Source organism: Nonlabens dokdonensis DSW-6, assembly GCF_000332115.1.
Classification (GTDB): domain Bacteria; phylum Bacteroidota; class Bacteroidia; order Flavobacteriales; family Flavobacteriaceae; genus Nonlabens; species Nonlabens dokdonensis.
Map to the genome: position 1 here is coordinate 66,385 of NC_020156.1, position 19,280 is coordinate 85,664.

23 protein-coding genes and 1 pseudogene are annotated in these 19,280 nt (G+C 34.4%); 17 read left to right on the forward strand and 7 right to left on the reverse strand.

All coding sequences use genetic code 11. The features are described 5' to 3' along the window. Window positions 1-104: 104 nt before the first annotated feature. From DDD_RS00325 to DDD_RS00355, 9 genes are all read left to right on the forward strand, one after another. Window positions 105-521, forward strand: coding sequence for a hypothetical protein (locus tag DDD_RS00325; RefSeq protein WP_041566807.1), 417 nt, complete (start codon window positions 105-107; stop codon window positions 519-521). 201 nt (window positions 522-722) lie between these two features. Continuing rightward, window positions 723-1,808, forward strand: coding sequence for a hypothetical protein (locus tag DDD_RS00330; RefSeq protein ID WP_015360691.1), 1,086 nt, complete (start codon window positions 723-725; stop codon window positions 1,806-1,808). A gap of 225 nt (window positions 1,809-2,033) precedes the next feature. Beyond that, entirely contained in the window at window positions 2,034-3,896 is a 1,863-nt protein-coding gene (locus tag DDD_RS00335; RefSeq protein WP_015360692.1) for a M1 family metallopeptidase, read from the forward strand. A 259-nt stretch (window positions 3,897-4,155) separates the two neighbouring features. Beyond that, window positions 4,156-4,407 carry an endonuclease domain-containing protein gene (locus tag DDD_RS00340; RefSeq protein ID WP_015360693.1) on the forward strand — a complete coding sequence of 84 codons (252 nt, stop codon included), beginning with the start codon at window positions 4,156-4,158 and terminating at the stop codon, window positions 4,405-4,407. Beyond that, a complete protein-coding gene (locus DDD_RS18285; protein ID WP_262491815.1) occupies window positions 4,364-4,528 on the forward strand; it encodes a DUF559 domain-containing protein in 165 nt (54 codons plus the stop codon). Before DDD_RS00340 ends, DDD_RS18285 begins: the two co-directional genes overlap by 44 nt. Before the next feature lie 219 nt (window positions 4,529-4,747). Next, window positions 4,748-4,999: an endonuclease domain-containing protein gene (locus DDD_RS00345; RefSeq protein ID WP_083892357.1), complete on the forward strand. Its 252-nt coding sequence runs from the start codon at window positions 4,748-4,750 to the stop codon at window positions 4,997-4,999. Beyond that, the gene (locus tag DDD_RS18365; protein ID WP_262509953.1) at window positions 4,956-5,120 is read left to right on the forward strand and encodes an endonuclease domain-containing protein; all 165 of its coding nucleotides are present in this window, start codon (window positions 4,956-4,958) and stop codon (window positions 5,118-5,120) included. The genes DDD_RS00345 and DDD_RS18365 overlap by 44 nt, the downstream gene beginning before the upstream one ends. A 330-nt stretch (window positions 5,121-5,450) precedes the next feature. After that, window positions 5,451-7,757: an acyl-CoA dehydrogenase family protein gene (locus tag DDD_RS00350; protein ID WP_015360696.1), complete on the forward strand. Its 2,307-nt coding sequence runs from the start codon at window positions 5,451-5,453 to the stop codon at window positions 7,755-7,757. 110 nt (window positions 7,758-7,867) lie between these two features. Further along, the gene (locus DDD_RS00355; protein WP_015360697.1) at window positions 7,868-8,491 is read left to right on the forward strand and encodes a MarC family protein; all 624 of its coding nucleotides are present in this window, start codon (window positions 7,868-7,870) and stop codon (window positions 8,489-8,491) included. 50 nt (window positions 8,492-8,541) lie between these two features. Here the strand turns inward: DDD_RS00355 and DDD_RS00360 are convergent, their stop codons facing one another. Genes DDD_RS00360 through DDD_RS00370 form a run of 3 tightly spaced genes read right to left on the reverse strand, consistent with a single transcriptional unit; the run spans window position 8,542 to window position 9,800 of the window. Next, window positions 8,542-8,988 (reverse strand): OsmC family protein, encoded by a 447-nt coding sequence (locus tag DDD_RS00360; RefSeq protein WP_015360698.1) that lies wholly within the window; start codon window positions 8,986-8,988, stop codon window positions 8,542-8,544. 6 nt (window positions 8,989-8,994) lie between these two features. Beyond that, window positions 8,995-9,573, reverse strand: coding sequence for a phosphatase PAP2 family protein (locus DDD_RS00365; protein WP_015360699.1), 579 nt, complete (start codon window positions 9,571-9,573; stop codon window positions 8,995-8,997). Then, on the reverse strand, window positions 9,573-9,800 hold the full coding sequence (locus DDD_RS00370) for a hypothetical protein (RefSeq protein ID WP_015360700.1): 228 nt from the start codon (window positions 9,798-9,800) through the stop codon (window positions 9,573-9,575). The genes DDD_RS00365 and DDD_RS00370 overlap by 1 nt, the downstream gene beginning before the upstream one ends. Before the next feature lie 105 nt (window positions 9,801-9,905). Here DDD_RS00370 and lptB point away from each other — a divergent pair, with 105 nt between their 5' ends. The 4 genes and pseudogenes from lptB to DDD_RS17445 form a co-directional block, all read left to right on the forward strand. Next, window positions 9,906-10,652 (forward strand): LPS export ABC transporter ATP-binding protein, encoded by a 747-nt coding sequence (gene lptB / locus DDD_RS00375; RefSeq protein WP_015360701.1) that lies wholly within the window; start codon window positions 9,906-9,908, stop codon window positions 10,650-10,652. Window positions 10,653-10,730: 78 nt separating this feature from the next. Then, window positions 10,731-10,967, forward strand: coding sequence for a hypothetical protein (locus DDD_RS00380; RefSeq protein ID WP_015360702.1), 237 nt, complete (start codon window positions 10,731-10,733; stop codon window positions 10,965-10,967). Further along, a complete protein-coding gene (locus DDD_RS00385; protein WP_015360703.1) occupies window positions 10,957-11,247 on the forward strand; it encodes a type II toxin-antitoxin system RelE/ParE family toxin in 291 nt (96 codons plus the stop codon). The genes DDD_RS00380 and DDD_RS00385 overlap by 11 nt, the downstream gene beginning before the upstream one ends. Window positions 11,248-11,325: 78 nt before the next feature. Continuing rightward, window positions 11,326-11,463, forward strand: a pseudogene (locus DDD_RS17445) (ABC transporter ATP-binding protein C-terminal domain-containing protein); the annotation flags it as partial. A gap of 8 nt (window positions 11,464-11,471) precedes the next feature. Here DDD_RS17445 and DDD_RS00390 read toward each other — a convergent pair. Beyond that, window positions 11,472-11,933: a hypothetical protein gene (locus tag DDD_RS00390; RefSeq protein WP_146250803.1), complete on the reverse strand. Its 462-nt coding sequence runs from the start codon at window positions 11,931-11,933 to the stop codon at window positions 11,472-11,474. A 246-nt stretch (window positions 11,934-12,179) separates the two neighbouring features. Here DDD_RS00390 and DDD_RS00395 point away from each other — a divergent pair, with 246 nt between their 5' ends. After that, window positions 12,180-12,719 (forward strand): RNA polymerase sigma factor, encoded by a 540-nt coding sequence (locus DDD_RS00395; RefSeq protein ID WP_015360706.1) that lies wholly within the window; start codon window positions 12,180-12,182, stop codon window positions 12,717-12,719. Next, a complete protein-coding gene (locus tag DDD_RS00400) occupies window positions 12,709-13,107 on the forward strand; it encodes a DUF6768 family protein (RefSeq protein WP_015360707.1) in 399 nt (132 codons plus the stop codon). Before DDD_RS00395 ends, DDD_RS00400 begins: the two co-directional genes overlap by 11 nt. 7 nt (window positions 13,108-13,114) lie before the next feature. Here DDD_RS00400 and DDD_RS17160 read toward each other — a convergent pair whose 3' ends face one another. Next, window positions 13,115-14,068, reverse strand: a complete 954-nt coding sequence (locus DDD_RS17160) for a hypothetical protein (RefSeq protein WP_052329245.1) — start codon at window positions 14,066-14,068, stop codon at window positions 13,115-13,117. Between the two features lie 10 nt (window positions 14,069-14,078). Next, window positions 14,079-14,834 carry a CDP-alcohol phosphatidyltransferase family protein gene (locus DDD_RS00410; RefSeq protein WP_015360710.1) on the reverse strand — a complete coding sequence of 252 codons (756 nt, stop codon included), beginning with the start codon at window positions 14,832-14,834 and terminating at the stop codon, window positions 14,079-14,081. Between the two features lie 116 nt (window positions 14,835-14,950). Between DDD_RS00410 and DDD_RS00415 the strand changes: the two genes are divergently transcribed. Both DDD_RS00415 and lnt read left to right on the forward strand, forming a co-directional pair. Beyond that, window positions 14,951-16,021, forward strand: a complete 1,071-nt coding sequence (locus tag DDD_RS00415) for a putative type IX sorting system protein PorV2 (protein ID WP_015360711.1) — start codon at window positions 14,951-14,953, stop codon at window positions 16,019-16,021. 64 nt (window positions 16,022-16,085) lie between these two features. Then, on the forward strand, window positions 16,086-17,750 hold the full coding sequence (gene lnt / locus DDD_RS00420; RefSeq protein WP_015360712.1) for an apolipoprotein N-acyltransferase: 1,665 nt from the start codon (window positions 16,086-16,088) through the stop codon (window positions 17,748-17,750). Between the two features lie 141 nt (window positions 17,751-17,891). On the opposite strand, the gene DDD_RS00425 is transcribed toward lnt, so the two are convergent. Further along, window positions 17,892-19,277, reverse strand: coding sequence for an exopolysaccharide biosynthesis polyprenyl glycosylphosphotransferase (locus DDD_RS00425; RefSeq protein WP_111474747.1), 1,386 nt, complete (start codon window positions 19,275-19,277; stop codon window positions 17,892-17,894). Window positions 19,278-19,280: the final 3 nt, after the last annotated feature.

Genomic DNA, 19,280 nt, shown 5'->3' on the forward strand with positions numbered 1-19,280 from the left:
TTCTAGAACAACAAGTCTTGAGTAAAGAGAAAAGCCCTTTTGACGCAGCTGGAGAATTGTTGGGGTTGTGATTTGTAGTAAAACTTTGACTGATATTATTGCTAATGAGAAATGTGATTTTGTATATATGGTATTGGAAAATACTCTGGACTCATAGGAATAAACTTCCTGAAAAATTAGAAATAAAAAATCCCAAATTACAATATGAAGGTATGTCCGGCGCATTTTTTTGGGAAGATGAAAATTTGTGGGAATTACGCTATCCTTTGACAGAGCCTTTTAAATCAGTATTATGTCACAGAACGAAATTAGTTTTAGGTACACAAAGTCAAATAGAAAACTTTTCTTCTAGTAAATTTGATAAAAGTATTTTTCAGTTAGCTAAAAATTACTTTCCTGATTGGATTGGTTTTGAAGAATCTAGATGTACTTATCATCCAAAATCAGCAAATAGAATGATAAGAATATTGAAAGTTGCTGATTGGAGAATGGAGAAATTAATGAATGAGGATTACGATTGAATTGACGCTATTAAAACCAACTTCTACAACCGTCCAGAAGTGATCGCAAAACTGGCTGTTTTAGAAAAAGAAGTATTGAGCAAAAAGAAAAGCCCTTTTGACGCGGCTGGGGAATTGTTGGGGTTGTGATAATTTTTAATTTTATAGAGTTTTCGAATTTAGTACTTGAAAATTTATAAGAAAAAGGATAAATTTTATTTATTGAATGAAACCCTTATTAAATCGAAAATAAAAACATTGAAATCGAATAAAATAATGTCACCTGAAAAAAAATTAGCTCAAATAGGATATTCTGGATTAAAGAAATTATTTGTGGTATTAATGGCTTTTATTGGATACTGGCAGGCTTATGAATTTATCAATGAGACTTCAGATTTAACAATTTACTTAGAAGAATCAAATAAAATATATAACAAATATGAAAGTATGATATCGATTAAAAATGGTTCCGAATCAATAATAGAAGGAGACATTGTTGAACCATTAACGATAAATTTAAATATTCATATAGATAGTTTAACTACTTCAAATAACTCAACCAAACTATTATTTGAAATTCAAGATAAAACTATTACCATTTCTTTTGACTTACTAAACCAAAATGAGAAAATAGACTTTAGAATTTATTCTAAAAAGAGACCTAAGATTAATTCAATTAACTTTAGAATCAAAAACATTACTTCAACTGATTTTTACGATTATGAAATTAAAAAGTCGCCATTTAATAGAATATTTAATTTCTGGCTAATAATTTCAATAGTTTCAATTATATTATTCATCGATGCTTTATTAGTGGTTGCGAAAGACAAAGAACTACAAGATATCAAGAATTTTGTAAATAACTTCCCACTGACCTCTAGTAACAGAAAAAAATTTACAAAAGGATATAAAAAAGTTTACAAAAGTTATAAAGTAAGAATAAAACCTAGTCACAAATTTATGACACAAATAATTAAAAATTTATTTAGGTCCTTCCCTATCCATACAGATACTGATAAGTTATTCATAAAGTCGATGGCTAATTTCAAAACTGAATTTTATATTTTTTATAGATTCAGAACAGCTTTTCTTATTATCTCTCCTATCGCTTTGCTTGCATCAATTCTTGCACTTACATTTAATTATTTTTATTATGAGATTGAAATTTTAAATAAGAACTTATCTATAAATTTTTTAAATAAAACCTCATTAACAATTATTTTAATGTTTTCATTATTAATAATTATCTTTCCGAGAAGAGCAATGAACATCGCTTTTTTGAAAAAAGGATTTAGAAAAGGTTTTTAAATTATTGTACAAATGGCATATCAAAGTTGGAGTACGAACAATTTACAGTGATAATTTTAGACAATAATTCTAATTTATTAGAATTCAGAACTTCGATTAAAATGCAGTTACACAATTAATCACTTTGCTTGCATTTATAACTTTTGATACATACTCAGCAAATACAATGCTGCATTCACGATTTAGAGCATAAGACATGATTTTAACACTATCAATACAATGTACATGAAAAACACAATTTTTCTAATTCTTACTAGCATATTGGCACTCACAAGCTGCCAAGAAAACAAACAAACACAACCAGCTGAAGAGAATGCAAAAACCTACCTACAAGAACCTCATTCCTACGCACAACCTAATGATGCTGTGATCACTCATTTAGATCTAGACATCAATGTAGATTTTAAAAGCCAAGTCATTAGTGGAACGGCAACTTATGATATTGAGAATAACGGTAGCAATAAAATCATTCTAGACAGTAAATATTTAGAAATTGAAAGCGTTACTCAAAATGGTGAAACAACTGATTTTAAGTTAGGAGGTTTTGATGAATCCTTAGGTCAACCGTTAACCGTTGCCATTAAAGAAGACACTAAGCAAATAGCCATCACCTACTCTACCACGGCAAAAACAGAAGCCTTACAATGGCTTACCGCTCAACAAACAGCTGATAAGACTAATCCATTTTTATTTACACAAGGTCAGGCGATTCTAACACGCACCTGGATTCCAATTCAAGACAGTCCACAAGTGCGTATTACTTATGAGGCAACAGTAAAAGTTCCTCAAGAATTGATGGCTGTTATGAGCGCCGAGAATCCTAAGGAAAAGAACGAAAATGGCGTTTATCATTTTAAAATGGAACAACCTATTCCGGCTTATTTAATTGCACTTGCTATAGGTGATATTGAGTATAAAGCAATAAGTAATAGAACTGGAGTTTATGCAGAGAAATCCATGCTCGATAAAGTCCAAGAAGAGTTCTCAGACATGGAAAAAATGGTTGTCGCGGCAGAGAATCTATATGGCGATTATGATTGGGAGCAATTTGATGTGATTGTATTGCCGCCTAGTTTTCCTTTTGGCGGTATGGAGAATCCGCGATTGACCTTTGCGACTCCTACGGTTATTGCAGGCGATAAAAGTTTGACATCGCTGGTCGCGCATGAGTTGGCGCATTCTTGGTCTGGGAATTTGGTGACCAATGCCACTTGGAACGACTTCTGGCTTAATGAAGGTTTTACCGTTTATTTTGAGATTAGAATCATGGAAGCATTGTACGGAAAAGACCGTGCTAATATGCTCGCCTTAATAGGTAGACAAGATCTTGAAGATGAACTAGAAGCTCTAAAAGAATCACCTAATGACACGAAGTTAAAACTAGATTTAAAAGGTCGTAATCCAGATGATGGAATGAACAGTATTGCTTATGATAAAGGTTATCTCTTTTTACGCACGCTAGAAGAAAAAGTAGGTCGTGAAAACATGGATGCTTTCTTAAAATCATATTTTAAAAAGAATGCTTTTTCCACCACAAATACTGAAGATTTCATCACTTACCTCAACGAGAATTTACTAGATAAAAACAACATCACCTTCAATACTGAGGAATGGATTTACCAGCCTGGTATTCCAGCAAACGCCGCTGTTATAGAGTCTGATGCTTTTTCTAACGTAGAGAAAACGCTAGAAGAGTTCTTAAAAACAAACAGAATAGACGTTACTAAAACTGAAAACTGGACACCACAAGAATGGGTGCACTTCGTCCGTAATTTCCCAAAGGATATTTCTGTAGAACAAATGCAGCAATTGGATAATACCTTTGACTTTACTCATTCCACTAACTCCTACATCACCATGGTTTGGTATGAGCAATCTATTTTGAACGGCTATCATGGTAATAACGTAGACGCTAAAATCGCTGAGTTTTTAAATACCGTTGGTCGTCGCTGGTATGTGACTACTTTATTTTCCGCTTTCGCGAAAGCGGAACGAATAGAAGAAGCAAAAGAAATTTACAAAACGGCAAGAGGCAACTATCATAGTGTCACTGCCAATACGGTGGATGAGATGTTGGGAATGGATTAGAGATTTTTCTCAAAACTAGCATCTTTCAACCACTCTTGGTTTGCAGCAAAGCTGCTGAACCTGTCTTGTGCATTCCTCTCGCTGAAAAAGCTCGTCGGATGCAGATTCTCAGGCGAGGAGTTTTATTCAATCTCTATATCAAAAAAACTCCTTTCCTTGGAAAAGGAAAGGTGGGCAAAATGAGCGAGAGCGAATTTTGGTCGGAAAGGATCGATTCGGTGCATAAAATTATCTAAGTAAATTTGATTAAATTCCTAACATGAAACGCAGGAAACCTATTCATGATTTGCCACATCTTAGAAATCATCGAAAATCCCTACGTAAAAACTTAACACCTGCCGAAGCCTTTTTATGGAATGAATTAAAAACCCAAAAGTTTCATGGATTGAAATTTCGCAGGCAGCATTCTATTAAAAATTACATAGTTGATTTTTACTGTGCACGATATAAATTGATCATTGAATTGGATGGAGATTATCATGATAGGCCTGGTCAATTTAAAAAAAGATGAATTGCGAGATCACGATTTGAAAAGTATGGGATTTACGGTTTTAAGATATGAGAATAAATATGTTTTTAGTGAGTTGGGGCATGCTTTAGAGGATATTAAAAAGTATTGTGAGATAGAATAATCTTCACTCTTTCATTCTAACATCTTTCAACCACTCCGAGATTTCTGCGAAATCCCACCTCGCCTTTTCTAAGGCGAGGAGTTTTATTCAATCTCGATTCTTTAAAACTCCTTTCCTTGGAAAAGGAAAGGTGGGCAAAATGAGCGAGAGCGAGTTTTGGTCGGAAAGGATCGATGCGATGCTTTTTATTATCTAAATTTATTTCATTAATTTCCAATCATGAAACGCAGGAAACCCATTCATGACTTACCTCATCTAACAAAAAACCGTAAATCCCTCCGTAAAAACTTAACACCTTCCGAAGCCTTTTTATGGAATGAATTAAAAACTCAAAAGTTTCATGGATTGAAATTTCGCAGGCAACATTCTATTAAAAATTACATAGTTGATTTTTATTGTGCACGATATAAATTGATCATTGAATTGGATGGAGATTATCATGATAGGCCTGGTCAATTTAAAAAAAGATGAATTGCGAGATCAGGATTTGAAAAGTATGGGATTTACGGTTTTGAGGTATGAGAATCAGTATGTTTTTGGTGAGTTGGAGCATTTGTTAGAGGATATAAAAAAGTATTGTAATGTTGAATGAGTTTGGTGCGATTTTCAGGCATCTTTCAACCACTCCTGATTGCGTCTCGGCGTTGCCGAGAAGTCAATCTGTCCTCGCCTGTTCTCAGGCGAGGAGTTTCTTCAAACCTCTGTTTTTTGAAACTCCTTTCCTTGGTCCCTGATAATTTGCTAAGGCAAATTTCTGGGATGGGAAGGTGGGCAAAGCGAGCGAGAGCGAATTTTGGTCGGAAAGGATCGATGCGGTGCTATTTAACATCTACTAACAGTTTTAAGATTTTATAAGGCTTATAATAGATAATTCAAAACTATCTTACTAGCAGTTTAAAAGCGATTCACAAATTAAGTATTTATGAAAACATCTATATCCATTCCAGATTCTTTATTGCCTTTTATTCCGTTACTATATATCGCTTGGGCAGATGATGTTTTGGAAGAGCATGAGATCGCTTACATTAAAAAACAGATTGACCAAAACAAAACTATAAAGGAAGAAACTAAATTAATAGTTTACAAATGGTTGAATCCAGAAAATCCGCCATCTGCAAGAGAATTGGCCTACTGGAAAAGTTATATAAAAGATCATGCAGATGTTCTAGATCCAGCTGCAAAAATGGATTTATTTACTCTAGGTAAAAGATTAGCAAAGAATCCAAATTCTGAAGAATGGGTGAATGATCAAACCAAACAATCTCTATCGCATATTGAGAATTATTTGGGTATTGCCAGTCATGAAGCCATACGATCTGTTTATGAAACAAATCCCGTTCAAGGCTATCAAACCTTCACCATTAATAAACCTAAAAAGGGTTATTCAGTACAATTAAAAACTTTATTACAACACTACAATGCAGATTTAAAAACGCGTGTACAAAATATTCTAGATAAACATAAAGAAGCTATAGAAAGTTATGATGACGACTTAATTACTCGCAAAGAGAAAGTTTTTAAATGGACTAAAGAACTTGCCGATGCTGGATTAGGAAAACTAGCCTATCCCAGTGCTTATGGCGGATCTGATTCTATGGTGCAATATGCAGCTGTTTTTGAAGAACTGGCTAAGTATGACTTAAGTCTTACCATAAAATTTGGAGTTCATTTTGGGTTGTTCGGTGGTAGTGTAGAATCTCTTGGAACAACTTATCATCACGATAAGTATTTAAAAGATATAGGTACTATGGCTTTACCAGGTTGCTTTGCCATGACAGAAATGTATCATGGTAGTAATGTAAAAGCATTACAAACTACGGCCATTTATCAGCCCGAAACTAATAGCTTTATCATCAACACGCCATCCCAGCACGATAGAAAAACCTACATAGGTAATGCTGGATTGCATGCACAAATGGCTACCGTTTTTGCACAGTTAATAGTTGATGGTGAAGAACATGGTATTCATGCCTTTCTAGTTCCTATAAGAAATGAGCAAGGCGATGCTATGCCCGGAATTACCATAGGAGATAACGGTCACAAAATGGGTTTAAATGGCGTAGATAACGGAACCTTACATTTCAATTCTGTACGTATTCCTAAAGAGAACCTGCTTAATAAATTTGGTGATATTGATGAAGACGGACAATATTTTAGCCCCATAATAAGTCCGTCAAGAAGATTCTTTACTATGTTGGGTACTTTAGTAGGTGGACGTTTATGTGTTCCTATTGCGGGAAATATGGCTAGTAAAAAAGCATTAAATATGGCGGTTTATTTTGCTTTAGACCGTAAACAATTCGGTCCACCAGGAGAACCAGAACAATCCATTATGGATTATCCTACGCATCAAAAAAAGTTAATGCCTTTAATTGCAAATGCTTATGCCTATGATTTTGCTCATGATCATTTACTGAAAGAATATACTAGCGATGCAGACCATGATGCTCAGGAAATGGAAGCTCTTGCCGCTGGATTAAAAGCGTTGAGTACTTGGAATACAACTACGACCATACAAACCTGTCGAGAAGCTTGTGGTGGAAAAGGGTATTTAAGTGAGATGTACTTTGATTTACTAAAGGCAGATTCTGATATCTTCACCACATTTGAAGGTGATAATACAGTCTTGTTACAACTTACTGCAAAAAGTAGGTTGACCTATTTCAGAAAGCAATTTGGTAAAATGGATTGGTGGGATACCTTAAAATATATTTCGAGCATTGCTTCTACTAATCTCAGTGAATTGAATCCGCTAGTGACGAGAGACACGTCAGAAGAGCATTTATTAAGCAACGATTTTCAACTAGCAGCCTTTACCTATCGTGAAGAATATTCATTGCGCTCGCTAGCCATGCGATTGAGTAAAAAGATAAAAGAAGGCATGGACAGCTATGATGCTTTTTTACATGTTCAAGTTCATTTGATAGATATGGCAAGCGCTTATATTGATCGCATTGTTTTAGAACGATTTATTGCCACAATTGATGAACAAGAAGATGCAAGTCTTAAAGAAATACTCACCTCTTTAAAGAATCTATATGCTTTACATCGTATAGAAGAAAACAAAGGTTGGTATCTGGAACACGACTATATTTCTGGCTCTAAATCTTTATCTATTAATAAATTGGTGCAAAAACTTTGTAAAGAACTCAAAGAAGAAAGTCAGCACCTAGTTGATGCTTTTGATATACCAAAACACATGACGGAAACAGCTTTGAAGTTTTATTAAAAAATACCTCAAAAAAAATTGCACAAGGTTTCTTTTAATTACTTTTGCGCGCTGAAAATTAGAGCCTAAACTGCTCTTTTTAAATCAAGTGATTTTAAGAATCTAGATTCATGAATGAAATAATGACATTTGCGTTATCAGTGTTCACTGGCTTTTTTGCCATCATGAACCCTATTTCTAATATGCCTATTTTTCTATCATTAACTGATGGTGCTGATAAAGAAACCAAACAAAGAATCAATCTAAAAGCAGTAATAGTCGCATTTATTATTGTGTCGGTTTTTGTATTACTCGGTAATTACATTTTTGATCTTTTCGGTATAACAATTCCTGCCTTTAAAATCACTGGTGGAATATTAATATTTTTCGTTGGTTTTCAAATGTTACAATCTAAAAAGTCAAATATTAAACGTCTCAAAACGGTTAATTATGATGAAAATATTGCAATATCTCCACTTGCCATTCCTATTCTCGCAGGTCCTGGAACCATAGTAACGGCAACTAACTTTGTAGCCAACACTACTTCTTACATTAACATTGCGGTCATTATTGTGGTATTTGCCTTGATGTGTCTTTTGAACTATATCGCCTTTTCCTTAAGTGACGTTATTGCAAAAAAGATAGGTGACAATGTGATTTCAGTAATTGGTAAATTGATGGGATTGATCATCGCTATTATAGGAACTAGCATGGTTATCTCTGGACTTAAGTTGTCGTTTGATGTTTTAAATTAATAAAAAGTCGACCACTATTAATTAGCAAACTGTAAAATCCAATAAAATAGTTAGTGGACTATTCTAGGAATTATTTTTATCGGGAAGTTGACAGAGTTGGCTATAAAACAAAGTTGGTGTGCTTTTTCATGAAGTTGCAAAGCGAGTTCCTGTTGAGAAGCATCTTTTAAAGTTACTATAGGATGCAATACCACTTGTGTAAAACCGCCGCTAGAATCCTCTTTCAACTCCAAAGTTCCTTTTGCGTTATCGTGATAATCTAATATTTCTATTCGGTTTTGACGGCACACGTAGAAATAAGACATCATGTGGCAGGAAGATAATGCGCTGAGCTGTAAATCTTCCGGATTGTGCAATGATGCATCGCCTTTAAACTCTGATGCTGCAGATATTTCTAATTCAGATTTTCCAGCAATTTTAGAGGTATGGGATTTAGCGTTCTGGAAAACTCCTGCTTTCCATTCCGTGAGCACTTGAAACTGAAATTGCTTTCTCATAAAGCTTTAAATTATGGTGGTGGATGTTCCATATCTCGCTTTCGCGAAAGCGTAAACCCAAGCAAAAAACAGTCCTAAAAGCAAGCCCATAAAACTGCCCATAAGCACATCGCCAAAATAATGTACACCCAAATAGACACGACTGTAAGCCACCAAAGCAGCCCAAATCATCATCACAAATCCTAAGGTTTTATGGTTGCGCCTCAATATAAACCACAGAAAAGTTGCCAAAGCAACCGCACTGCTCGCATGGCCACTGTAGAATCCATAAGTACCACCACTCTTCCCTACTTTAGAAATCAAACCTTCTAAGGCTGGTTCTCTAAATGGACGCAATCGCTCTAAACTATCTTTGAATAAATTTGCCAGCTGATCACTTAAAGCAATTAGTAAAGCAATAGAAATCAGCGCAATAACCAGATTACGAGTTCCTATTTTCTTGTATAAAACATATAGAACAAAAAGATACAATGGGATCGCATAGAATTTATGAGTGACCACATTAAAAAACAGGTCTACCGCATCATTTCCCCAATCGTTGAGAAATAAACTGATGTCCCAATCTAATTGTTTAACGTCTTCCATTACTGCTCGTACAATTCCATTTGCTCATCGTAAAAGCGGCTTGCTTCTTCAATGAGGTTTTTAGTTTCTTCTTCGAGCTCTTCTTTGTCAGTTTTAGTTACTTCTTCAAGAAATTCTACGCTGTCGTCTTTGAGATTAATGATAAAACGTGGATAATCTAAGTGAATGACAAAAATATCTTCAGGATAATGAACGTTATCGCCCATAAGAAATCTAGGAAGTTCCATAATTAGGTTGTTGAATTTCAATTAGGAATGCAATTTAGTAATTAGTGTAGAGTAAGAACTCATTAGGAGTGTAAAAATTGATTTCAAAACCATTAAATTTGTTTCATGCAAAAGAAATTAAGAGCAGATAACTTACAGAAATCATATAAAGGGCGTCCCGTAGTAAAAGGCGTTTCTTATGAAGTGAATCAAGGAGAAATAGTTGGCCTATTAGGACCTAACGGTGCTGGTAAAACCACTTCTTTTTACATGACGGTAGGACTCGTAAAACCTACTGGAGGCGATGTATGGCTGGATGATACAAAGATTACTCAATATCCTATGTACAAGCGTGCTCAAAGTGGGATAGGCTATTTAGCTCAAGAAGCTTCTATTTTTAGAAAACTGACCGTTGAAGAAAATATTCTAGGTGTTTTACAACTGACTAAACTCTCTAAAAAGGAGCAAAAAGAACGTTGTGAAAAACTGCTAGAAGAATTTAGTTTGCAAGACCGACGTAACAGAAACGGAGATTTATTGAGCGGTGGAGAACGACGTCGTACAGAAATCGCACGAGCGCTTGCTACAGATCCTACATTTATTTTACTTGATGAACCGTTTGCTGGAGTAGATCCTGTTGCAGTAGAAGATATTCAGCGAATCGTAGCGCAGCTAACTAAAAAAGACATCGGTATTCTGATTACCGATCATAACGTACAAGAAACACTAGCCATAACAGATCGTACTTACCTTATGTTTGAAGGAAAGATTTTAAAACACGGTTCTCCAGAAGAACTGGCTGAAGATGAAGTGGTGCGTAGAGTTTACCTAGGACAAAACTTTGAATTGAGAAAGAAAAAGATTTTTGATTGATTTTATAATGCATATTATAATTTAAAATATTAAAACACAATTATTTTATTAATTATAATTTTTCGGTATTTTTGATTTATGGATATTCACACAGTAAAACTAGATCTTATTAACTGGCTCGTCAACTTACAAGATGAGGCTGTAATAAACATTTTACAATCCATTAAAAATAATAAGCAAGATTCTATCGACGCCCTTATTTCTGAAAATAAAGAACTTCAACGACTTCTTAGTCATCGCTTAGAAGAAAAAACTTCGGACTTTACGGATGCTAGAAGTTCATTAAAAAAGTTGAAGCATCAATATGGGCTTTAAGCTTACCATTTCTCCTTTAGCAAATTTAGATCTAGCTAATGCATACAAATATTATTCTGAGATATCTATAAAAATTCTTGAAGATTTTGATACAGAGATTGAAATTGCTTATCAGTTGCTAGAAACAAATCCCTTCTTTCAAGTTCGATATAAAAACGTAAGAGGTCTACCGCTAAAAAAGTTTCCTTTCATCATATTTTATACGCTAGACGAAAAATCTCAAACTGTCGAAATTAGAAGTGTTTTTAATACACATCAAGATCCTTCAAAGTACCGATAGAATATAAAAATAAACTTGAGTTGTATTGCAAAAGTTTCGCACATTAAATACGCTGTGAAATTGCACTCGATATACTATAATAGATCGTATTTATCTTTTTTTGAAGGTAAAATCTTAAAACATGGTTCGCCAGAAGAGCTAGCCGAAGATGAAGCGGTGCGTAGAGTTTATTTAGGGCAAAACTTTGAATTGAGGAAGAGGAAGATTTTTGATTGATTAAAAAGTTATCGATACCATGGCTTATTTGGGATAAACGATCTTCTTAGCTTATCTAAAACGACATGTAACCTCAAATCCGTTTTTGAGTCCGTGATGGATGAATATTCAAAATCGACACCACTAGTCCCTACTATTCTAGATCTTTTCAATCTACCTTTTTTATCTAGAAGTTTTTTTATCCACTTGTTTTTTTCCGTTGGATGGTAATTTACCAAAGAGTTAATAGCTTTTATAGATACTATAGAAATATCATTATGAATAGTATTACAAATTGCCTCATAAACTTGATCATTTTGATTTGCATATTTTGATAGCTCTTCAACTGCTTTTATTCTGATATTGAAATCTTTATACACCAACCCTAAAAGCAGCAAATCAAGGTCTGCATTTTTTGATGCCTTTTCAATTACTTCTAGAGTGATTTTTAAAAAGCCTTTACTATATAAGAGTTTGAGAATCTTTTTCACTGTCATATTAATATAAATGGAATATGTTAGAAACCAGATTCTACTTTATTTTAATGAATCTAATTACATTTTAACTCTTTCCTATTGCATTGTTGTTTTGTAATTCATGAGCGTGACGCTTTTGCCAACAATATAGAACCCTGTTGACCTAAATTTACAATTTTCTTTATCAAAAAATGAACCTTTTTGAAATATAGCTGTCTTTAGATTGTAACCTATCTTTATTTAAGATTTAAAAAACAATCATTGACAGACTCCATTCTTATAGAAAAGATTGCCGCAGGAGAGAAAAAGCTTCTTCCTATCTTAGTTAGAAGATGGCATACTACATTCTGTAAAAAGGCATATTGGATTCTTAAAGATGCAGATCTTGCTAAAGATATAGCACAAGAATCATGGATTACTATTATAGATAAATTGCATACTCTAGATGACCCAGCAAAATTTAAATATTGGGCTTTACGAATAGTTTACAACAAGTCTATAACTGTCATTCAGCGCAACAGTCTTGAACAAAAAAGGAATAAAGGACTACATGTAGAGCAATCTGATAATGATGATGCTGTAAGTACCGAAAATGAAGAGAAGAAGCGTCACCTTCTAGAAGCAATCAAAAAGTTGTCGATAGAGAAACAAAATGTCATCAGGTTGTTTTATCTAGAAAACTATACTTTAAAAGAAATTGGCGATTTATTGAAAATATCAATCGGAACGGTCAAGTCCAGATTGTTCAACGCCAGAGAAGAATTAAAAAAACGATTAAAAAATAACAATTATGAAAACTAAAATGGAAGACATCGATCACTTAATCAAAGAAACATTATCTGAGGAAGAAGCAAAATTCTATGACGGCCTTGAAGAACAGAACTTATTAGGAATGGTTAAGGGTTTGTATAAAGGCAAAAACAGCTGGTTAGTACTTGCTATGAATATTTTTAACTTGGTTGTTTTTGGATTCCTAATTTACTTTATAATACAAAGCTTTGATGAAGAAAACACAAATAACCTCATCATTTACTTAGGTGTCATCTTATTATGCTTTATAACCATGAGTGTTATCAAAATACATATGTGGATGCACATGCATAGAAATGTTGTGACTCGCGAAATCAAAAGGCTCGAACTTCAGGTATCTTCTTTAGCCATTAAGTTATCAGAAAAAGAAGATTTTTGAGTAGGAATTAATTACGAAGGTTTTCTTTTAAATAAGTTTTTAAAATCCTGTAGTATTGCTTTCTTAATTCGCTCTTAGACAAGTTCTGTTTTACCCTAGCACTGTGAACAATTATTTTGGTTTTATTCTTTTTAAGTTTTAGCAATGAGAACTGTAATTCATTTATAGTATCCTCACCTACGATTAATTGGTCAATTTTATAATGAGCCGAATGGATATCGGCTTTCTTATACTCTTCGACTCTTTGTTTGTAGCCGCTATAAATGGACTCCTTATTGAAAATATCTGCCTGATATTTAGATGAGTCAGCCTCAATTAACTTGATGTACTCTTGCTCTGCTTCGTATCGCAAGTAAGTGTTATGATTCATTAATAATGTGTCTTGATAGGCATGCCATCCTTGTTCTGATAGTTTGCTTAGAATCTCACTTTTACTCAGTCGTACGTTTCTAGATTTATTTAGATATAAATTACCTGTAGATGCTTGATAATTATAAGCGTAGTAAGGTGGTGATGTTGCCATGAATGCAAAGGAACAAAGCACTAATGCAGGTATGGTCAATTTCCTTGAACTGAAATTTATACTACATGTCTCTTCTTTCTTTTTGATAAGGTAGTAGGAGAAGAAAAGAATTACCAAAGCCATGTAATCCGTATAATCAATTACTCTATAAATTTGGATGAAGGCTATTTCATTATATACATCTATAAACGGTTGTGAAAATGGCGTTTTCCAAAACATAAATAATAATCCAGAAAGCAAGACAGATTTAAGTGGTTTTCCATTAAAAAAGAAAGCGAAAACTAATGCTAATAATATCAGACCTACAACATCAGATAATTTACCTGTAAACCAATTATGAAATTGAAACTTTAGAAAGTGGTCATTAATAATTAAAACAAACAATGAAAACCAAAAAACAGGATGATTTATAAATCGACTTCTATTTCTACTCTTCATTTGTACTATATTATTGGCGTTTTATCATCAAATTATTTATAACACTCATCAGTATATAAATAATGATAATGCAAGGAACTGCATAAATCTGGAGTGTGATAAGTAATACTAGTGAAATGAGCAAAAACAAATACCTGATCACGTTTCCTTTAATTCCCCATTGTTTAAATTTTAGGGCAAACAAAGGCAATTCTGCATTGAGTAAATAAACGCTTATCAATGTAATTACAATAAGAATGTACGGATTTGTCAGAAAGTAAGTCAACTCATTATTATAATCTTGAGCAATTATTCCTAAAGAAATAATAAGAATCGCGTTTGCTGGCGTCGGTACTCCTATAAAAGAATCGGTCTGTCTGGTATCAATATTGAACTTTGCCAGTCTGTAGCAACTTCCTAAAGTTATTAGAAAACCTATAACAGGTGTGTACGGATGCGTGATCCAGTATAAATCTTCACCTAAAAAGAAGTTTATGGATTCCGTTGTTGTCAAATTCATGTGAATTGCTTCACTTAACATTTGATACATCACAATTCCAGGAACGAGGCCGCTGGTTACCATATCTGCCAGTGAGTCCAGCTGTTTTCCTAGCTCGCTAGATACATTTAGTAGTCTTGCTGCGAGACCATCAAAAAAGTCAAAAAATATTCCTGCGCCTACAAATATTCCCGCCAAAACCAACTGGTCGTTAAATGCGTAAATAGCAGCAATACAACCGCATAATAAATTTGATAACGTGATAATATTTGGAACCCATTTCTTCATGTTACAAATATGCAGTTTTTTCGTGATCTGTTTCGTTTACTTTTAGGCAATATCCACAGATTTTCTTAGTTATTAACTCAGAAACTTAGATATTTGCGACTTATTAAAAATTCTGCTTGAAAAATTTTCTCTATTTCATCTTGGTACTTGTTTCCGCTTTCGCGAAAGCGCAGACCTCAAGAGCCTACTCTAACGAATTCCTAAACATAGGAGTAGACGCGGCAGCGCTAGGTATGAGTAATGCGGTGGTTGCTAGCAGTGATAATGTTAACTCTGTTTACTGGAATCCTGCAGGATTAACAAGAATGCAAGATCAAGAACTATCCTTGATGCATTCCAGTTATTTTGCTAATATCGCTCAATTTAACTACGGCGCCTATGCGATGCCCATTGATGATGTGAGTTCCTTTGGTTTTTCTGTGATACGATTTTCTGTAGATGATATTTTAAATACCACTCAATTAATAGACGATCAGGGAAACATTAATTACGACCGTATTTCAACATTTTCTACTGCAGACTGGGCCTTTACTTTTTCCTATGCCAGAGAAGCAAAACTGGACGGTTTCTCTTATGGAGCAAATGCAAAAGTGATACGTCGTGTGATAGGAGATTTTGCTAATTCTTGGGGTTTTGGATTTGACGTAGGTTTACAATTCAAAAGAGGTGACTGGCAAGTAGGATTTATGGCACGTGACATCACAACTACGTATAACACTTGGTCTATAGATGAAGAGCAATTTGAGCAAGTAAGCGGCGCTGTAGAAAACCAAAATCAAGATTTACCAGAAACAACAGAAATCACATTACCAAAACTGCAATTAGGTCTAGCTAGAACATTTACTTTTCATTACGATCACGTTCTTACTGCAGAGGTAGATTTAAACATGCGCTTCATTCAAACTAATGATATTATCTCAAGCAGTGCAGTAAGTGCCACACCAGCTTTAGGATTAGAATACAGCTTCATCGACTTAGTTTTTGTAAGAGCCGGCGCAGGAAATTTTCAGAATATCCAGCAGCTTGATGGTAGTGATAACACCACTTTTCAACCTAATATAGGAATAGGTTTTAAATACAAAGGAATCTCTGTAGACTACGCATTAACTGATATCGGTGATTCTAGCGAGGCGTTATATTCTAATGTTTTCTCGGTAAACATAGATTTATCGGTCTTTAGCAAGTAGTTTCATAACATCTATTCTTTATTGTTATTCAAACAGTTTAATTTAGCAATTCATTCTGTAGTTCATGAAATTTAACAGCCTTTTACTAGCTCTTTTATCAGGAATACTTCTCTGGCTAGGCTGGCCTACTTCTGGTTTTGCAGGGTTGCTTTTAGTTGCATTTGTGCCACTGCTTATTGTAGAACGCCGTTTACGACTTTATGAAACGCGCAGAGCGGCTGGAAAAGTCTTTCTCTTCTCCTATCTGTCTTTCTTTATTTGGAATATGGCTACTACTTACTGGTTGTATTTTTCTACTCCTTTTGGAATGTGGTTTGCTGTTTTAGTTAATACTGCATTGATGAGTTTAGTGTTTTTAGGCTATCATTTATTAGCTCGAAAAGCCACACAAGGCGCTGCACTAACTTTTCTCGCCTGCCTTTGGATAAGCTTTGAACGCTTGCATCTAGACTGGGAATTCTCTTGGCCGTGGTTGAACTTAGGTAATGGTTTTAGCGAGACTACTTCTTGGATTCAATGGTATGAATATACAGGAACCTTTGGTGGTTCTTTATGGATCTGGCTGGTTAATATTTTTGTTTTTTTAAGTGTGTTACGCTTTCGCCCTGAGCTACCTCAGGATAAACTTCCATTAAAAAAAATGGAAAGCAAAATTATCTCCAAGCGTCAATTTATCATTAAGCGAGTTGCTGTACTTCTAGCTCTAGTAATTGTCCCTATCCTAATTTCTCAAATTATTAGTTATTCTAATTTTGAAATAAATAAAGGAGGTGGAACCCAAGTGGTCATCGTGCAACCGAACATTGATCCTTATAGCGAGAAATATTATATCACTAATGACAGTATTGTAAGTCATATTACCAATCTTGCATTACCTCTAACTGACCAATTCACCGACTTGATAATTACTCCAGAAACGGTGCTAGCTGATAATATCAAACTAACTAATTTAGACCGGCTAGAATACAATCGCGCAGTGAATCAACTGCGGTTATCGTTGTTAGATTATCCTAACGTCAATTATTTAGGCGGTGTTTCTATTACAGAAATAGTAAGGGATAGCGCTCAAATGAATCCGCAGACTAATCTTTATCGCGACGGTAGAACGTTGTACAATGATTACAATTCTGCTATGTTTCTAAAAGCGAGAGATTCATTGAAAATTTATCACAAATCAAAACTAGTCGTAGGAGTTGAGAATTTCCCGTACAAAAGCGTTTTGCAACCTATTTTAGGCGATGCAATGTTAGACTTAGGCGGCACCGTTTCTACAAAAACTATTCAAGAAGATCGGACTGTTTTTGAAATGAATAACTCTGCAAAGGTTGCTCCTGTAATTTGTTATGAGTCAGTTTATGGAGAATATGTTTCTGATTACGTTAAAAACGGTGCTACATTTTTAGCGATTATTACAAACGATGCTTGGTGGGGCAACACGCAAGGTCATAAGCAACATTTGAGTCTTGCACGATTGCGTGCAATTGAAAATAGAAGATGGATCGCACGTAGTGCGAATACCGGTATCAGTGCCATCATAGATCACCAAGGAAATATTAAGCAATCTCTAGGCTATGAGGAAGAAGGCGCTATACAAGGTTCTATTAGACCTCGATCAGGAATGACTTTTTATACTACTCATGGAGATTATATTGCAAGAATAGCTAGCCTCATGGGATTGTTTATTTTGCTATTTAGTGTTTTTAGAAGAGGTAAAATGAAACGTAAGTAAGTGTCTTTTTTAATTAGCTACTTAACGTCTATTAAAATTGATATTCTATCCTAATTTCCGTTTCTCAACCCTAATAGTTTGATGACATAATTTGTAGTACTATCCTCTATACTTAATAGATCTTTGCAGTATTATAAGGAGCTACTGCCCTTTAAAGAATACAATAGTACTTAAAGTTTTTACAATGATTCTCATGTCAAGAAAAACACTTCGTTTTTTTATATAAAAAAGATCGTACTGTAGCTTTCTCAAATGATCTTCGTCAGTAACACCATATTTTGTTTTTACTTGAGCCCAGCCTGTAAGACCTGGTTTTACTACATGACGCGTTTCATAAAAAGGGATTTTCTCTGAAAGTTGTTCAACAAATACTTCTCGTTCAGGACGTGGCCCTATGACACTCATTTCTCCTTTTAAAATATTCCAAAACTGCGGAAATTCATCAATTCTTGTTGCTCGCAAGAATTTACCGAATCTTGTAATGCGAACGTCGTTTTTAATCGCAAACTGTGCACCGAGCTTCTCGGCGTCCCTAACCATTGTTCTAAACTTGATTATCTTAAAGATTTTCCGGTTTAAACCGACTCTTTCTTGCATATAAAATAAACGACCTCGGTTAGCACAAATATTACCTATTAGAACAAATGGAATTAATATAACACAGAAAATAAGTCCTAGTAAGGAAGCTACAATATCAAACGCTCGGTGATAAACTTTGTATAATCGATTTTGATTATTGCGTGCAAATGGAAAATATTTATAAAAATCCTTGCCTACATATTGCACTGGGATTCTATCGGTCATTTCTTCATATACCTGAGTATATTCTCGCACAGAATAACCACTTTCAACTAATTCAATAAGCCATCGATACAAATTTGAGGTGATACCTTCTACTTCGCTACTAGCAACTACTACCTCAGTGATTTTTCTAGATTTAAATAATTCATGAGCATCGGTTAAAGACAACTCTTTGATTCCTACAAAATGTCCTGATTGGACAGCAGGACCTGTGTTGATATAACCTTTTATATCATAATTAGGATCGACATCTTGAAGCGATTGAGCAACCATTGCCGCCTCGCCAGCATCAACAATTAGGATGCTATTTTTATTAAATCTAGCACTTGCAAATAGTTTTATATAAATAGCTCTCCAAAGGAGCAAAGGCAAAGTAACCGCAAAGTAAAAATATAAGATCTGGATACGATTGTCAGGTAACTCTGGTGTAAAAAATGGAGTCAGTAAATAAAATAAACTAGTTATAGAGCCTACGGTAATGGCACTTTTTAGAGAACCTGTAATTCTACTTGCACGCTGCAAGTTGTACAATTCAAAAACAGTGGCAAAAAACAACAAATAAAAGGCAAGAATCACCGACCACATCCACTGTCGTTCATTTATAGAAAAGTATTCTAGCCCAAAAATTATCCCTACCAATTCTAAGGATGCCAAAACCACAAAAACATCAATGATACGTAGTAGTATCTTGCGTTCGGACATCTCAAAATGTATGGATTTGGACACTAA

Coding starts and splice junctions, on each gene's coding strand:
- DDD_RS00325 (WP_041566807.1), top strand. CDS start 105: ATGAGAAATGTGATTTTGTATATATGGTATTGGAAAATACTCTGGACT.
- DDD_RS00335 (WP_015360692.1), top strand. CDS start 2,034: ATGAAAAACACAATTTTTCTAATTCTTACTAGCATATTGGCACTCACA.
- DDD_RS00340 (WP_015360693.1), top strand. CDS start 4,156: ATGAAACGCAGGAAACCTATTCATGATTTGCCACATCTTAGAAATCAT.
- DDD_RS18285 (WP_262491815.1), top strand. CDS start 4,364: ATGGAGATTATCATGATAGGCCTGGTCAATTTAAAAAAAGATGAATTG.
- DDD_RS00345 (WP_083892357.1), top strand. CDS start 4,748: ATGAAACGCAGGAAACCCATTCATGACTTACCTCATCTAACAAAAAAC.
- DDD_RS18365 (WP_262509953.1), top strand. CDS start 4,956: ATGGAGATTATCATGATAGGCCTGGTCAATTTAAAAAAAGATGAATTG.
- DDD_RS00350 (WP_015360696.1), top strand. CDS start 5,451: ATGAAAACATCTATATCCATTCCAGATTCTTTATTGCCTTTTATTCCG.
- DDD_RS00355 (WP_015360697.1), top strand. CDS start 7,868: ATGAATGAAATAATGACATTTGCGTTATCAGTGTTCACTGGCTTTTTT.
- DDD_RS00360 (WP_015360698.1), bottom strand. CDS start 8,988: ATGAGAAAGCAATTTCAGTTTCAAGTGCTCACGGAATGGAAAGCAGGA.
- DDD_RS00365 (WP_015360699.1), bottom strand. CDS start 9,573: ATGGAAGACGTTAAACAATTAGATTGGGACATCAGTTTATTTCTCAAC.
- DDD_RS00370 (WP_015360700.1), bottom strand. CDS start 9,800: ATGGAACTTCCTAGATTTCTTATGGGCGATAACGTTCATTATCCTGAA.
- lptB (WP_015360701.1), top strand. CDS start 9,906: ATGCAAAAGAAATTAAGAGCAGATAACTTACAGAAATCATATAAAGGG.
- DDD_RS00380 (WP_015360702.1), top strand. CDS start 10,731: ATGGATATTCACACAGTAAAACTAGATCTTATTAACTGGCTCGTCAAC.
- DDD_RS00385 (WP_015360703.1), top strand. CDS start 10,957: ATGGGCTTTAAGCTTACCATTTCTCCTTTAGCAAATTTAGATCTAGCT.
- DDD_RS00400 (WP_015360707.1), top strand. CDS start 12,709: ATGAAAACTAAAATGGAAGACATCGATCACTTAATCAAAGAAACATTA.
- DDD_RS17160 (WP_052329245.1), bottom strand. CDS start 14,068: ATGAAGAGTAGAAATAGAAGTCGATTTATAAATCATCCTGTTTTTTGG.
- DDD_RS00410 (WP_015360710.1), bottom strand. CDS start 14,834: ATGAAGAAATGGGTTCCAAATATTATCACGTTATCAAATTTATTATGC.
- lnt (WP_015360712.1), top strand. CDS start 16,086: ATGAAATTTAACAGCCTTTTACTAGCTCTTTTATCAGGAATACTTCTC.